We start from the raw sequence: 16,455 nt of genomic DNA on the forward strand, positions 1-16,455 counted from the left end.
ATAACTTAGTCCCAAACCTAATTTCCAGAAACGTACCAGAACGGTTGGATCGCGTGAAGGAAATAATGGGATACCGTGGAATATAACTAGGGATATAGCATGATTCTTATAATGAAAGAAGGTAGAGTCGGATTATGAAATTCAGCGAATATACTTATCAGCGTCCAATCGTCAAAGAGTTCGAAGTGAAGTTCAAGGTGCTCCTGGATGGATTCACTTCTGCGGGAAGTTATGAGGAGCAGGATGCGGCGATGACGGCGATCAACAAGCTTCGCAGTGAGTATGATACGATGCATACTATCGCCAGTATTCGCCATTCGATTGATACGAATGATGAATTCTATAAGGCGGAGAATGATTATTATGACGAGGTTGATCCCATCGTCCTAGAATTTATTAACGACTATTACCGTGCGCTTGTGGGATCGAAATTCAGAGCTGAACTGGAGAAGAAATGGGGCAAGCAGCTATTCCAGCTAGCCGATCTGTCGCTTAAAACATTCAGCCCCGAGATTATTGAGGATCTGCAGCAAGAGAATAAGCTTCAGACGGAGTATACACAATTGATTGCTTCGGCGAAAATATCGTTCGAAGGTGAGGAACGTACCCTCGCCCAATTGATTCCCTTCATGCAGTCTACAGATCGCGATCTGCGCAAGCAAGCTGAGGAAGCGCGCGCTGGCTTTTTGGCCGAGAACGAGGATCAGCTCGATCGTATCTATGATGATATGGTGAAGGTGCGGACACGAATTGCTAAGAAGCTGGGCTATAACAATTTCGTTGAGCTGGCTTATGCAAGAATGAGCCGGACAGATTATAATGCCGAGATGGTCGCTAATTTCCGTGATCAAGTACAGAAATATATCGTACCTGTCGTTACGAAGCTGAAGGAGCGGCAGCGGAACCGTATTGAAGTGGATCATTTGCTCTATTACGACGAGAATATCAGCTTCAAGTCGGGAAATGCGACGCCGAAGGGCGATCCAGACTGGATCGTGAAGGGCGGCGAGAAGATGTATGCCGAGCTGTCTCCCGAGACGGACGAATTTTTCAGTTTCATGCAAAATAATGGACTGATGGATCTGGTCAGCAAGAAAGGCAAGCAAAGCGGCGGCTATTGTACGTATATTAGCGAGTACGGGGCACCGTTTATCTTCTCCAACTTCAACGGAACGTCGGGGGATATCGACGTATTGACCCATGAAGCGGGTCATGCCTTCCAGGTGTATAAGAGCAGACATCTGCAGGTACCGGAGTACAGCTTCCCGACATATGAGGCCTGTGAGATTCATTCTATGAGTATGGAATTCTTCACTTGGCCGTGGATGAACCTCTTCTTCGAGGAGGAAGCAGATAAGTACCGCTTCGATCATCTTGCCAGCGGGTTAATCTTCATTCCGTATGGTGTGTCGGTCGATGAATTCCAGCACTTTGTGTATGAGAATCCGGACGCTACGCCAGCGGAACGTAAGCAAGCATGGCGGAGTATCGAGCGCAAGTATTTGCCGCACCGTGATTATGCGGACAATGATTATTTCGAGCGCGGCGGCTTCTGGCAGAAGCAGGGTCATATATATACGACCCCATTCTACTATATTGACTATACCCTGGCGCAGATTTGCGCTTTTCAGTTCTGGAAGAAAATGCACGAGAACCGCGAGAAAGCATGGGAGGATTATTTGCGCCTCTGCCGTCAAGGCGGCAGCTTGTCCTTCACTGAATTGGTGAAGGTAGCCGATCTAATCTCTCCGTTCGAGGATGGTTGCGTGACTTCGGTCATTGGCAGCATCGAGAGCTGGCTGGATCAAGTGGACGATATGGTGTTGTAGGTTGGCTAGGTAGACATAAGCCCCTAGGATAAACAATGATCAGTCATTGCTTATCTTAGGGGCTATAGATTTAACTTCCCTCGGCGAAAGTTACAATATTTCCTTCGTCGAATGGAATCACGATATTAACCATGTGCATATAGAAAATCAAGGTGTAAAGTGAGGTGATTCGATATGGCAAACAAAGCATATAAGTTCCGTCTGTATCCCACGCAAGAACAAGAGCAACTCCTTGCCAAAACCTTCGGTTGTGTTCGTTTTGTCTACAACAAAATGTTAGCTGAACGAAAGGAAACGTATGAACAATTCAAGAGTGACAAAGAAGCGCTAAAGAAACAAAGGTTTCCTACTCCTGCTAAGTACAAGAAGGAGTTTGCATGGCTCAAAGAAATCGATAGTCTCGCATTGGCGAACGCCCAACTGAATTTGCAGAAGGCATATAAAAACTTCTTCTCGGGTCGTGCTGAATTTCCGAAGTCGATAGTGAAGAAGGTGAGACAGCCAATTACCCTCGATTCTATCGCCAAGCCTTGGAGAAATTAGCGAAGAAACAGCGTATTTTATCACGTAGAAAGAAAGGCTCTAGTCGTTGGCACAAACAACGTCTGAAAGTAGTCGAAGCTGCATGAAAAAATTGCGAACCAACGAAAGGACTTTCTACATAAGGAATCGCACAAATTAGTGAAACAGTATGACTGCGTGGTGATCGAAGACCTCAACATGAAAGGAATGTCACAAACATTCCATTTCGGGAAAAGCGTTGCTGATGATGCCTGGGGCATGTTCACGACATTTCTCCAATACAAGTCAGAAGAGCAAGGGAAAAAGCTTATCAAAATAGACAAATGGTTTCCATCATCCAAAACTTGCTCATGTTGTGGTCAAGTAAAAGAGTCTTTATCCCTTTCTGAGCGTAAATTCCACTGTGATTGTGGTTATGTGGCAGACAGAGATTGGAACGCTTCTATCAACATCAAACGTGAAGGATTACGCTTATTAGCGGTGGTATAGCCAAAAGAACTCTTGGAACGAGAGGGATAGCTCGGTCAGTTTTCGTTGGCTACTAAAAGCAACGATAAGTCGAGAAGCTCCTACTTCAAAAACCGTTAGGTTTTAAGTGGTGGGTAGTTCACGAAGCAGAATCATCAATTTGGGACAGCCGTTCCATCACGAGCTGAACTGCAATCGCATCATCAACGTAGCCAATCGGGAATAAATAATCGGGTATGATATCGACGGCAGAGATGAAATACAATAATCCGCTGCCGAGTACAGCCTGTTCCTCAGGATTTATATCCTCGTGACAATACTGCTCGAACATCCGATTCAGCTTCTCGATGAAGGGTCCGGTACCGTTCACCTGCTCTACCTTGGAATGAAAGTCATCGCGTATTAGTTGCTTGCCTTCAGCCGTCCGGGCATATTGCTCGTATTTCACTAATTCCTGCTGGACGCGTTCTGTTGTAAACTGTGGGTCGAAGTTTGAGGAGGAGGTAAGAACATCTTGAATCGTATTAATGGAGTGATGAAGATCGGTGAGTCGTTCCCTTTCCAATTCACTGCCATCTAGCATGGCTGCTTCGACGAGCATTGCCAGCGGCACATGCAGATGCTCAGCAAATAATTTCAGGTGGTTCGGCTTGGCGGACTGTTTGCCATTTACTATACGAGATATTGTCGCCGTATCAATCCCCGTCAATACACTCAGCTTCCGCATCGAAAGTGAGCGCTTTTGCAGCAACGATTTGAGTAGTGATCCAAAATTCGAATCCATAATGAACGCTCCTCCTCTCTGATCATCATCTACCTGCTTAGATCAATATATGAAGAAGGTATGACCTTGTTCATATTTGTACCTCTTAAATATGTAAACTGTTGCTGATTTCTCAACATTTTGTTAGGCTGCCATGCATCGAGCCTAACGCAGTTCATGTGTGTTATTGGCTGTCTTTATTTATTTATATTGCTGAGTTTCAACAATAGCACTAATTGCATGCTTCAGAAGGTTTGTACCTCTTGTCACAAAACAATTGCAGAGATAGTACAACAGGTAAAGGTACAACTCCCAATATGAAGCATGTCATGGGTATGGATGACGTGAAGCTCATAGCCCAATGCCCAATGCCCTGATATGCTTGTGGGATAAGGGATGCAACCACTGGTTGACATAATGTCAGCTTGACTTGGTAGTCGGCGTCCAGTTGATTTTATATGATGGCGTTGAGGTGATGGATGATGGATTTTGCAGATAAACTGCAAAGCTATAGGAAGCAGAGAGGAATGTCGCAGGAAAATTTAGCAGAGGCGATTGGGGTATCCAGACAGGCCGTGTCCAAATGGGAATCGGGTCAATCGTACCCAGAGATGGAGAAAATGATTGCTCTAAGCGAACTGTTTCAGGTAAGCATTGACCATCTGGTGAAGGGAGTGTCTGTAGATAGCGGTATTCAGGGAACTAGTGCTACCCCTCATCATAAATCTGTTCTGGAAGAGGATCCATCTTCTAGTATGCTCTTTGTAAGAAGATATTCGTATCATTATGAATACAAGAGCAAGACAACTCTGTTCGGGGTACCGCTAGTTCATATTAATTACGGCCGAGGAGAAATTCATGTCGCTAAAGGGATCATTGCCATAGGGAATATCGCCATTGGTGTCCTGTCGTTGGGACTTATCGCATTGGGTGGCATAAGTATCGGAGCATTGTCAGCGGGTCTCATTTCATTGGCGGTGCTGTCTTTCGGGTTGCTGCTGGCTATAGGGGGAGGGGCGATCGGGACAATTGCAATAGGCGGATTGGCTATCGGAATCTTTGCCATTGGGGGCGTGGCCTTGGGAATGTTCTCACTCGGTGGCGCTGCGATCGCTTCCCGGGTTGCCATTGGTGGATATGCTAGTTAGTTTGGATGTTCAGGTAGTGGGATCATAAATTGAAAATTGAAATGTCTCCCTTTGGTAAGCCATGCTCATTTTGTTGAACCTAGAGGCTGCGCAACAATCGAGGATTCGTGGATCAATCGGCAAAATGCTGGTCTAGGGTATGCTGAAGCTGCTGCCAACAATCTCTAACGAAACTGGGTATCGCTATTGATGCCAAATAGGAACGTATAACCACTATTTTTCTCAAATAACGATCCGTAGTTTCGTTAGAGATCGAAAGGGCCTTTACGGCGGTATAAAATATTTTAAATCAATCTGGGAATCGCCCTCCGCAAGCTGTCGGGACTAAGATGGAATTAGCTTGATACGGAGGGAGTGATCGGCATGAAACGCCGGGCTAATTTTTCTGTTGTATATGTTAAGGTGTACTTCTATTATTATTAAGCTAAATAAGCCATGGACAGCAAGTTGTCTATGGCTTTTTATGCGTGTGTGAGGGGCTATTATCTGTCTATTTTTACGTTATTTAAAAAGGAGCTAAAGCTTGAGACGCCGTGGGGAACATAATATGCCTCGGTATTCATACGGGTGCCCGGGACCCAGATCGGCAATACAGACTATAATGATTCGATAATTTACCGCTATGGGCAAGCGCTGGGCAGGTCCGGATGCCCGGCGCCTGCTTCGGAGGATTGCCGGTCATCCTTTTTTATTTTTGCTCTACAATTTATCATTGAAGGATATATGAACCTAGAGATGAAATAATTATAATGGAGTTTATAGAAAACCGAACTCTATGAACACGCATTTATAATGAAAGGGATGGATTGAATAGAATGGCTACAATTAAGGATGTGGCGAAATTAGCGGGGGTTGCATTGTCAACCGCTTCTTATGCGCTAAGTGGGGATCACAGAGTTAGCGCGAATACCCGGGAGAAAGTACTTGAAGCGGCAAGGCAGCTGAATTATCACAAGAATGGTTTTGCCATGGATTTAAAGCGTAGCCGCACGAATACAATTGCTCTGATTCTAGCAGACTTGTCGGGTCCTTTCTACTCGGAGCTGATCCGTAGTGTTCAGGAGGTAGCCTTATCCAACGGCTATGATCTGATCGCTTGCAGCTCAATGGGAGAAAGAGACTCAACGGCAGTTCGTTTTTTACGTGAGAAGAGGGTTGATGGAGCCGTCGTGCTGGCTTATAACATGACTGATGAAGTATTGCATGCTTCCGCTGGACCCAACTTCCCAATTATTGCAATGGACCGGGTTATTTCAGGTGAAGGTTTGGTCAGCATTATTGTGGATGGAGAGTCAGGTGGCTATGAGGCTACTCGCTACTTAATCAATAAGGGGCACCGCAAGGTTGCTTATATAAGCGGCCCGTCGAATTCCTTCGCGAATTCACTTCGGTACCAGGGGTTCCTGCGAGCTATGAAGGAGGCCGGGCTTGAGGAGCAGGCCAAGTGGCGGCTTAGCGGGGGATTCATTCGGGATGGCGGATATAAGGCAACGAAGATGATGTTGATGCAGGGTGAGCTGCCAACAGCCATATTCTATGGAAATGATGAGATGGCGATTGGCGGACTCAAGGCTTTCGAAGAAGGCGGAATAAGGGTACCGGAGGACATATCTATTATTGGATTTGACGATATCGAATTGACGGAATTTATTCAGCCGCCGCTTACAACAATACGTCAGCCAATGTATGAGTCCGGTTCATTAGCGGGACATTTGCTGTTCCAAATGTTGAACGGTGAGAGCGTTAATGAGTCCTATAAACTAAATGTTCAAATCATCGAACGTCAATCTGTCTCTGCACCAGCTAATAGTAATAGTTCCGTGTAATTAATGGCTAGCGAAATGGTCTTAAGATTTTCGTTGCCGGAATGACGATAAGGCTAAGGTAATGAGTCGGGCGCCGTGATTTGAAGGCGTACACTCGAATGGTAGTTAGCTCATGCGACATTTCGGCTCTAAGCAAGCTAAAAAAGATAATTTACGGGGAATTCAAATTTCTTCTCGAAACGTTTCGATTTTAGTGGTAACTTATTAATATAGATTATGAATTTATAAAGATATTAATAAATCAAAACGATTCGTAAATGAGTGGAGGAATTCATCCGTGACAAGTCAACGTATTAGTCAATTAGTGAAGGAGATGACGTTGAAGGAGAAGGCGGCCCAGTTATTGCAACTCGCTGCTACTTTCTATGAAGACGGAGATGGACAGATTACCGGGCCGATGGAATCGCTTGGCATTGGCGAGACGGAGGTCAATTATGCCGGATCGGTGCTGGGGATCTCAGAGCCCGAGAAGATTATTCAGATCCAGCAAGCTTATTTAGCCAAGAACAGACTCGGGATTCCGCTCCTGTTCATGGCGGATATTATCCATGGATTCAAGACGATCTTCCCGATTCCGCTAGCGATGGGCAGCTCCTGGGATTTGGAGCTGGCGGAGAGAAGCGCTGAGGTAGCGGCCAAGGAGGCGGCGGTGTCAGGCGTGCATGTGACGTTTGCCCCGATGGCGGATCTCGTCCGTGATCCAAGGTGGGGTCGGGTGATGGAATCGACAGGGGAAGACCCTTATTTGAATGCTCTCTTTGCAAGGGCGATGGTTCGTGGATTCCAAGGGGAGAATTTGACCTGTGATACTGATCGCGTCGCTGCTTGTGTGAAGCATTTCGCCGCTTACGGGTTGGCTGAGGGCGGCCGGGATTATAACACTGTTGATTTGTCTGAGCGTAGTCTGCGTGAGTATTATTTGCCAGCCTATAAGGCAGCACTAGAGGAAGGCTGTGAGATGGTGATGACGTCGTTCAACACGATCGATAGCATTCCAGCTAGCGGAAACCGCAAATTAATGCGCGATCTGCTGCGCGGCGAGTGGGGCTTCGACGGCGTGCTTATATCGGACTGGGCGGCAATTGGGGAGATGATTCCCCACGGCGTGGCGGAGGATGAACGCGAAGCGGCACTGAAGGCGATTATCGCAGGAGTCGATATTGAAATGATGACGCCGACCTACGTACATCACATTCCGCAGTTGGTGGCAGCAGGACTGGTTGATGAAGCTTTGATTGATGAAGCAGTTACTCGCATTCTGGAGCTAAAGGAGAAGCTTGGCCTGTTTGACAACCCGCTCCGCGGCGCAGATCCCGAGGCAACACGGGAAATTGTATATTGCGATGAGCACCGCCGGATTGCGCAGGAGTTGGCTACGAAGTCCTGTGTTCTGCTCAAGAATGAAGGGTTGCTGCCGCTTCGCCGTGAGCAGAAGGTCGCTGTTATCGGGCCATTCGCACAGAGCGGCGACATCCTGGGCTCCTGGTCCTGGGCGGGTTCGCAGGAAACGGCGGTACAACTGGGTACTGCCATGCAGAAGCTGGCCGGTTCGGACCAGATTACCCTCGCGGAGGGCAGTGATATCATATACGTCAGTGAGCAGCAGCTTCAGCAAGCTGAGGCCGCGGCGCAAGAGGCTGATGTGATCGTCCTGGCCCTGGGCGAAGCCTCTGCAATGAGTGGCGAGGCAAGCAGCCGTAGCGATATCCAGCTTCCGAAGGCCCAGCTTGAGCTTATTCAAGTGATGAAGCGTCTTGGGAAGCCGCTTGCTGTCGTGCTGTTTAATGGTCGTCCACTCGACCTGCACGGGGTTATAGATCAAGCGGATGCTGTGCTCGAAGCCTGGTTCCCTGGCAGTGAAGGGGGCGCAGCCATCGCCGATCTATTGTATGGGGTAGTCAACCCTTCCGGGAAGCTGACGATGTCATTCCCTTATGCGGTTGGACAAGTTCCGGTTTACTATAATCACTATAATACTGGTCGTCCAAAGCCTGCGGAGGATACGGATGAGCAGTATGTCTCCAAATATTTAGATATTCCTAATGCTCCATTGCTGCCTTTTGGCTACGGATTAAGCTATACGACATTTGAGTATGGTTCGCTGGAATTGTCTTCTGAAAAGATGACGTCGGAGGAGGCTATCAAAGTGTCCGTAGAAGTTCGCAATACCGGCGAGGTGAAAGGGATCGAGACGGTTCAGCTCTATATCCGTGATATTTCCGGTGAAGTAGTGCGGCCCATGAAAGAGCTAAAGGATTTCCGCAAGGTTGAACTGGCTCCAGGGGAGGCGGCACAGGTTGTGTTCGAGCTTGGCGAGGAGCAGCTTCGCTATTATCATAGCGACCTGTCCTTCACCAGTGATGCTGGAAAGTTCGAAGTATTCGTTGGGCCAAACAGTCGTGATACTTTGCAAGCCGGATTTCATCTCGATAAATAAAGTGAAATAAGCGATAGCAGATTTATAATACAGCCGCTCCGTGCAGTTCTCGCATGGAGCGGCTGTAATTCATTTCACGGTATGTAAGCCCTTTATTTCATATACTCAAGAAGAGAGGAAGAAGGAATTGGAACGGCAAGGAGGGATGGAAATGAATGAGCAGCAGAAGTACCGGATTATTATGCAGGGAATGCGCAGTGGTAATGTAGCGGGGACCTGCAAGGAATTTGGTATTTCCCGGACGCTATATTATCGCTGGTACAATGCTTATATCCGCCAGGGTATGGCCGGTCTAAGTGAGAAGCCGCGCCAGCCGATGATGCCGAATCAGGTTGACCGCAGGACGGAGCGGATGATTCTGCAATATGTGGTGCGCTGCCCGGAGGATGGGCCAAGACGGATTTATTATGAACTGCAGGAGGAAGGCATCCGTACGGGAGAATCGGGAATATATAATGTGCTGCGTAGACATGGGCTAAGCCGCAGGGAAGAACGGGAGAAATTTGCAGAAGAGATAAGGAGCCGGAAGGGAAGTCGTGGCCGCCCATCTATTTCCGCACAAAGCGCGGACAACCGGCAGCTTCATTCGATACGGACCAAGGGAGATAGGCATCCTCAGCTTGATTACCGAATGGAGGATCCGGATCACGCTTATCCCGGATATATCTGCTTGCAGACCATTCAATACTTGGGCAAGTTCCCGGAAGTGGGGAGAGTATATCAATATATTATTCTTGATTCTTATTCCAGACTGGCTCTCGTTAAGCTGTACAATCAGAGGTCGTCGATTCATCTGATCGATTTCATGCGCTTCAAGATCATGCCGCTGCTTCGGACCTTTCATCTGAAGATAGACCATCTGGTAACGAATAAGAGTCAGGAATTTTCAACCGCCTGGGAGCGGGGGACTCATAAATATACGGATTATTTACATAAGCAAGACATTAATTTCATAGCATACAGCGCCGATCATCCCGAAGTATTCCTGCCCTTGCATGAGTTCACAGGCGTATTGATGAACCAGTTCTACCAGCCTATCTGGCATGAAGGAAGCACATCTTCCTTCGAAGATCTTGAGCAGCGTCTTGATCAGTATATGAAGCACTATAATTACGTGCGCCCTCTAGAGGAGGGAGGCAACAGGGGCAGAATTCCTTCGGATATCGTGCTGGATTACAGGGGAATACAGGAACCGCTGCCATTATGGTTGTACACGAGGAGATGAGTATCTTGGCAGGAAGAGAAGAGCATATTGGAATTGTTGGGGCAGGAATCTCCGGGTTATCACTAGCCCATGAGCTAGAATTAAGGGGTTATCGCTCCGTCACTGTTATGGAGCAGGCTGACCGAGTAGGTGGCAAATGCTGCTCGATTGAATATAAAGGGCGCACCTATGAGATGGGCGCATTGATTGGCCTACCATCGTACAGGATGACGATGGAGTATATGGAGAGATTTGATCTGCTGGAGAAGGGGCCTCTGTTGGACAGAGACTTCTTCCATCCACATGGGGGCAGAATCTCGCAGATTCCGCTAGAGCAGATGCCTGATTTCGCTCGCGAGTTCAAGCGCCTGCCATCGCTGATGAGCCGCTATGAAGCAGTCCGGGAGCCTGGATTCGAGCAGGTGCCGCTGGAACTGTGCAAGCCATTCTCTGCCTGGTGTGACGAGAATGGTCTGAATGTGCTGAGGCAAGTATTTATGCATTATTTCTGCGCCTTTGGCTTCGGCAACATGGATGATGTGCCAGCTGTATATGTCATGAAGCTGCTGAATTACGATAATCTGGTATCATTTATTGAGATTACACATATGATCTCCTGGCCGAACGGTGTTACCGAGCTGGCGCGAAGAATGGCAGACCGGGTCTCTGATCTGAGATTGACCTGCGAAGTACAGCGAATCTGCAAGGAAGATACGGGCAGGGTCAGAGTGGAGACGAATCAAGGGCCGCTATCTTTTGATAAAGTGATCTATACCGCGCCGATGCAGGATTTTGCACACAAGACAGAGCTTACTCAGGAGGAAGGGGAACTGTTCAAAAGTATCATGGATGAGAAGTTTCGCGTCTATGCCTACAGGGTCGACAATATGCCCAAGCTTTCCGGATACATCCCAGGCAATATGGGGATCGGTTCAAGAGGGCAAATGATGGCGTGGTATTACAGATGGGCGGACCTGGCGGAGAACGATCTGATCACGGTTTATGTAGCTGAGAATGAGCTCATGAGTGACGCGGAAATGCGTGAGAATATTGAGTCCACACTGGCCGCGCTGGGCGGTAAGAATATCCGGCTATATATGATGAAACGGTGGAATCACTTCCCGCATGTGGATACAGCGGCGTTAGAGAGCGGATTTTATGAGCGGCTTGAAAGTATGCAGGGGAAGTATGGCATTTATTTTGCAGGCGAAATTATGAACTTTCCGACGCTTGAGAATTGTATTCGTTATGCTAAAGCACTAGTGAACCGTTATTTTTGAACTAGTCGTTAATTGTCGAAATATGCGAATATTTTACTTTCAAGTCGTGTTTACAGATAAATGTTGAATTTCCCGCGTTATATATGGATTTTAAAATGGAAAAGCAAAGATAAGTATAGTGTAAATCTATCTTGAAAGTAATGTCTACGAAGCCTATAAGGACGGGCCTTCTCGGGATTTGATAGCTTGGTCATGAATCGATATATTCAAAGCAAGAAGCGAATACATCGATGAAAGAGGAGGCTATTACAATGTTCCTATTCGAGGCAATGCCTTGGTATTCTATCGTGATGTGGTTTGTTGTGCTTGCCGGCTTAATGCTGGTGAATGAACTGGCGCGAATGAGTAAATGGGTGTCTCTGGCCCTCTTCCTGGTACTGCCAATCGTGCTGACGATTGCGGTATGGCCAAACACGGCGGGAGAAGGTTCAAGCGTAGGTACCTGGTTCCACTGGGTTAAGGTCTATTCTGCGCTTGCTGGTTGTCTAGGTTTCATGGCTCTAAGGTTCATTAAGGGGATGGACAAGAATAAATTCATGCTGATGTTCCCGGCGATTATTCTAGCGATTAACATTCTTGAAGCCGTCATTCGGGATTTTCAGGTATATAGCCTGAACGGAATGGTAGACGGCGTTATGATGATCGGTGGTCCTTGGAACATCATGAATGGTATCGCAGGCTTGCTGAACATTATTACGATTTCCGGATGGATGGGAATTGTGGTCAGCAAAGGCCGCTCCCGTGACATGGTCTGGCCGGATCAGCTCTGGTTCTGGATTATCGCTTATGATATCTGGAATTTCGCTTATGTCTACAATTGCGTGTCCGACCATTCTTTCTATGCTGGAGCTGCCCTGCTCATCTCTTGTACGATTCCGGCATTCTTCTTCAAGAAGGGAGCCTGGCTGCAGCATCGTGCGCAGACACTGGCGATTTGGATGATGTTCACGATGTCCTTCCCGGCATTCGTAGGTGAATCCAAGTTCGCGGTACAATCTTCGCATAGCGAGACAGCATTATGGGTAGTTAGCGCTTTGTCCTTGGCAGCTAATATTGCCGTATTTATCTATCATATTTATAAAATTACGAAGCATAAGCGTAACCCACTCAAAGTGGAAGTGTATAGCGACTTGAAGGCATATAAGGCTGTCGCTGAGCAGAACTAATGATCCGATGATTAAAAAGAAGAAGCTGCACCCATATGGTGCAGCTTCTTTCCATGAATTGACATTTTGACCATGTTTCCTATAGTCCCAGTGCTTTACCTTTCTCGAGGCGCTGGATCTGCTGCTCACCGGTCTCTGCCAACTCTCTGAATTGGATAATAGTATCTCGCATTTTAGGAAGCGCCTCCTGCTTGTAGGAACTGATGGAATCGAAGGCTTCGATCACATCCGTGAAGGCTTGCTTGAGTGTATCCACGGAAATCGTCGATTCCAGCGCCTGCTTCTGGATGGCTGCTCCTTGATCCTTTAGCATTCGGGATGTACCGCTAATCAAATTATTAGTCGTCTCATTGAGCAGTTCGATCTTCTTCAATACGATCCGCTGGTTATAGAGGGCGCTTGCAACTGTAACGGATATTTTCAGGGCCGATACCGTCACATTACGCGCTCTGTCTACGCCGCGGATCAATTCCTTGTTATTCCTGATGACGACCTCGATCGCCATAATCCCCTGCTGATTGACGACCAGCATCTGCTGCAGATCCATTAAGCGCTGACGGAGCGGGAATAAGACTTCCTCGGTAATGAAGCGAATTTTCTCTTCCGATTCCATGCGTGCTTTCGCCGCTTCGAGCTGGGTTTCGATCTCCTGATCCATGTAGGAGCCGAGCTGAATTTCTTTTTGCAGCTTCTTGGTCAGTTCTCTCAATGCCTGTTGTTCGAATTCAAGCGTCGTATTGTCGTTCTTCAGAATGGTCTTGCCCTTTTCCAAGGAGACAATAATATCGGAGATGACGGAGTCAGCTCTTTGAAATTTGGCAAAATAGGCTCGCAGCGGGTTAAAGAACATGCCGAGAATACCACTCTTGGCAAAATCGATGGCACTTGGGTCCAAGTCTTTAAGCTGCAGTTGCAGTTCGGTTAATCCCTTCGCTACCTGGCCACCCTCATCACCGGTCTTGGACAGGTTCCCTACGGATACGTGCAGCAGCGTGTTCTTCTCCGAAGAGGTTCTCATCGTATTCATACCGAAGGTATCGATGGACTGCAGAATCTCCTTCCGCTTCTCTAAGGAATCCAAATCAAGGTCGAGAATCGCCGACACGTTATTCGATGCCAGCACTTTAAGCTCTGTTACTTCCTCCGGCTCCGGTTTGACCTGTTCTTCGATCGCGTTCTTCAATTCCTCCGGGCTGGTTACTTCCATAGAAAATGACATTTCAACCTCTCCCTATATCAAAATTTACATTTGCACATTTAGTAAGTTGCCTATTTTATACACAACGTCGTCTGTATCTGCATTGATGCTAGCTGCTTCGTTGATGCTGGAAATAGTCTGAAGTGCCTGGATATTTGCAGTATATCCAATAGTGTATATAGGGATTTTGTAGGTCTCGATGAGTCCACGGATATCTTTGAGAGAATGGCCTTCATTTGTCTCTCCGTCACTAAGCACGAAGATTAGCGGTTTCACGTCAGGGTTAGCAGATACTTGATCCTGCAGCATCTTCATCGCGACCACAATCGCGTCGAAGGTAGCTGTTCCACCGCCAGCCTGCAGGCTGTTAATCGCACCGACGAACATGGATTGCTGATTCGTATCATAGACGCCAATTGGTAGATTGATCGTTACATTGTCAGAGTAAGAGACGAGACCAATGCCGTTATCCCTGCCTAGGAATTTCTGACCTTGCAGCAGCGATTCTTTCAGTCTTCTTAGCGGTTCTCCGTCCATACTGCCCGATACATCGGCTACGAAGACTGCGGCGATCGGCTTATTGCCGTTCTTCTTCTCCTTCCACAGCTTCTGGGCTGCGGACAGGGTGTTGCCGTCGACCGGTTTCAGCTCTGAACGATAATCTTCTAAAATGTTGAAGCCTTTGTCCTTGCCCAGGCTCTGATACTTATCCTGCTTGGCAAATTTGGCGAATTCCTTAATGATGTCCAGCTTCTCCTTGGGCAAATCGCCAAGCGCGTACAACGGGCTGTCATGTCGCACGCCAAAGGGGGTAAATTCATAGCCGCCTTTCAGATCGGCCGCATTCGCATAGAGCTGATACTCAAGCACAAATGAATCCAGTGCGCCAGTCTTAGCCGCATCGCGCATTTGCAGAGTCGTGGAAGCGATAAACGGCACGTTGGCCTGGAATTTCTCGAAACCCTGAACTGCCGTGTCTCCAAGCAGGTTCGAGCTGTCAAAGGTGGAGAGTGCAGTGACCAGGAAATTGAGTCCGGTGGAGCTGGCAAAAGGGTCTGTATAACCCATGGACAGCTCATTATCGGCTATCGCATCCGTAATTGTCTTCACATTGACGGCGCCGTACTTCTCTACAAGCTCGCTGTACTTGGCCTTACTAGTCACAATTCCGGCGACATTGCCGACCAGTCTCTCCGTAACCATCTCGGCCTTGATCCCTTGTGCTTTAACCATCTCACCCCACAGCTCATTGGAAGGGGTGAAGGCATCGGGGATGTATTTCCCGGATCGAATGTAATCAGTAGCGGTACCTGAAGCGATATTGCGGATTTTGACCGACGCGGTCTGACCGTTGACTGAGATTTGAGCTTTGTTAAATTCCTCGGCAACCTCATTCAGCCAATCGTCGGATCCTGTCCCTGATTTCTCAGGGGAGGAGAAGATCTCAACGAAGCTATCTGTTGTATTGTCCACCGTAATCGGGAACTTGGATATATCGGGCAATGAATCAGCGATATTGACCGGATCAAGATCTATCTGCCCCTTTACCGGTTCCGCGTTCGTTACGCGAATTTTGCTATAGAGCTTCTCCAGCCGCTTCGAGGCATCCTCCGTATTGATCTGCGTTTCGGACTTCCCGATATTGGAGGTCAAATTGATTCCGAAATAGACCAGGGCAAATACGACCACTGCTATAATCGCAAGTACTATAAATGATTTTCCTCTTCTCGCCATTCTCATCTCCCCTTCATTGCTTATAAAATTTGGTCTGATTAATCAGTGCGTCGATCTCCTTCATACAAGGCATCTCCTCGACATCCTTATAATCCGTGCTGCCTAGCTGCGTGATCTCCAGTAGGAGTTTATCAAGCTTCAGCAGGATTTCTTCATTCGCACCAATGTAGCCTCTGATCGATGCTATATATTCATCGTATAAGAGCCTCTTCTCCTGAATCAGCTTGCCCGAGAAACGTCCGGAGGCTTGCTGATTGGCCAGTGCAGAGAATTCCGAAGCATCGAATACGCTCAGCTTATTAAGGAGACCTCTTACATTAAGATAGAATAGCTTCTCAACCTCGTTGATCACGGAATTAAATTTCTTATAACTCAGCTCGGCCGAATCAAATCGCTGTCCAAGTACCTCCATCAAGGTTCCTTTCTTCTTATCGATGCGCTCGAGCTGATTTAGGGACAGAACAATATCGCTCTTAAGTGGAGTTATGCCTCTGTAATGATTCAGCGCCTCTATGTAATCCTCATGTATAATTATGTCTTTAACGGGTGTCGGGGCAGGAGGTTTAAAGAGCAGGCTATAGCTCCCATTGAGCAGGACAAGAAAACTAATGACCAGCAGCGTTACGCCGAGGGCAGTCTGGAGAACGCTGTCTCCGCCTATGCGCAGCCCGATGAGTCCCGGGGACAGGATAACAACATTCAGGAGTACGATTCCGACGATAAGCCCTAACAATTTGGGGAGCTTCGAGTTGTTCAAATGCCACACCTCCTTTACTAATACATAGATTATTGCGGCCCGTAAAGGGCTATGTCGCAGAGCTTTTTTTAATTTTAGCAGATATTAACTCCAATGGCTCCTAAATATTTGTAATCGAGGTGC

At 47.4% G+C, this 16,455-nt stretch carries 11 protein-coding genes and 1 pseudogene; 8 read left to right on the top strand and 4 right to left on the bottom strand.

The window, feature by feature from the left end; genetic code table 11:
• Window positions 1-134: 134 nt before the first annotated feature.
• Both ABD014_RS08510 and ABD014_RS08515 read left to right on the top strand, forming a co-directional pair.
• Window positions 135-1,829: a M3 family oligoendopeptidase gene (locus tag ABD014_RS08510; RefSeq protein WP_343859907.1), complete on the top strand. Its 1,695-nt coding sequence runs from the start codon at window positions 135-137 to the stop codon at window positions 1,827-1,829.
• Window positions 1,830-2,003: 174 nt separating this feature from the next.
• A pseudogene (locus ABD014_RS08515) lies at window positions 2,004-2,840 on the top strand (RNA-guided endonuclease TnpB family protein).
• Between the two features lie 118 nt (window positions 2,841-2,958).
• On the opposite strand, the gene ABD014_RS08520 reads toward ABD014_RS08515, so the two are convergent.
• Entirely contained in the window at window positions 2,959-3,603 is a 645-nt protein-coding gene (locus ABD014_RS08520) for a DUF1232 domain-containing protein (protein WP_343859909.1), read from the bottom strand.
• Between the two features lie 461 nt (window positions 3,604-4,064).
• On the opposite strand from ABD014_RS08520, the gene ABD014_RS08525 reads away from it, so the two are divergent.
• The 6 genes from ABD014_RS08525 to ABD014_RS08550 all read left to right on the top strand — a co-directional run bounded on the left by ABD014_RS08525 (window position 4,065) and on the right by ABD014_RS08550 (window position 12,643).
• The gene (locus tag ABD014_RS08525) at window positions 4,065-4,730 is read left to right on the top strand and encodes a helix-turn-helix transcriptional regulator (RefSeq protein ID WP_343860662.1); all 666 of its coding nucleotides are present in this window, start codon (window positions 4,065-4,067) and stop codon (window positions 4,728-4,730) included.
• Window positions 4,731-5,545: 815 nt separating this feature from the next.
• Complete coding sequence (locus tag ABD014_RS08530) at window positions 5,546-6,556, top strand: LacI family DNA-binding transcriptional regulator (protein ID WP_343859911.1); 1,011 nt, start codon at window positions 5,546-5,548, stop codon at window positions 6,554-6,556.
• A gap of 313 nt (window positions 6,557-6,869) precedes the next feature.
• Entirely contained in the window at window positions 6,870-8,993 is a 2,124-nt protein-coding gene (locus ABD014_RS08535; protein WP_379337563.1) for a glycoside hydrolase family 3 N-terminal domain-containing protein, read from the top strand.
• Window positions 8,994-9,144: 151 nt separating this feature from the next.
• A complete protein-coding gene (locus tag ABD014_RS08540; protein WP_343859915.1) occupies window positions 9,145-10,218 on the top strand; it encodes a helix-turn-helix domain-containing protein in 1,074 nt (357 codons plus the stop codon).
• Between the two features lie 5 nt (window positions 10,219-10,223).
• Entirely contained in the window at window positions 10,224-11,477 is a 1,254-nt protein-coding gene (locus ABD014_RS08545) for an FAD-dependent oxidoreductase (protein ID WP_343859917.1), read from the top strand.
• Window positions 11,478-11,728: 251 nt separating this feature from the next.
• Window positions 11,729-12,643, top strand: coding sequence for a DUF5692 family protein (locus tag ABD014_RS08550; protein WP_343859918.1), 915 nt, complete (start codon window positions 11,729-11,731; stop codon window positions 12,641-12,643).
• 79 nt (window positions 12,644-12,722) lie between these two features.
• Here the strand turns inward: ABD014_RS08550 and ABD014_RS08555 are convergent, their stop codons facing one another.
• Genes ABD014_RS08555 through ABD014_RS08565 form a run of 3 tightly spaced genes read right to left on the bottom strand, consistent with a single transcriptional unit; the run spans window position 12,723 to window position 16,332 of the window.
• Window positions 12,723-13,862: a toxic anion resistance protein gene (locus tag ABD014_RS08555; protein ID WP_343859919.1), complete on the bottom strand. Its 1,140-nt coding sequence runs from the start codon at window positions 13,860-13,862 to the stop codon at window positions 12,723-12,725.
• Window positions 13,863-13,886: 24 nt separating this feature from the next.
• The gene (locus ABD014_RS08560; protein ID WP_343859920.1) at window positions 13,887-15,575 is read right to left on the bottom strand and encodes a vWA domain-containing protein; all 1,689 of its coding nucleotides are present in this window, start codon (window positions 15,573-15,575) and stop codon (window positions 13,887-13,889) included.
• Window positions 15,576-15,588: 13 nt separating this feature from the next.
• Window positions 15,589-16,332, bottom strand: coding sequence for a hypothetical protein (locus ABD014_RS08565; protein WP_343859922.1), 744 nt, complete (start codon window positions 16,330-16,332; stop codon window positions 15,589-15,591).
• Window positions 16,333-16,455: the final 123 nt, after the last annotated feature.

Source organism: Paenibacillus motobuensis (assembly GCF_039521865.1).
GTDB lineage: Bacteria > Bacillota > Bacilli > Paenibacillales > Paenibacillaceae > Fontibacillus > Fontibacillus motobuensis.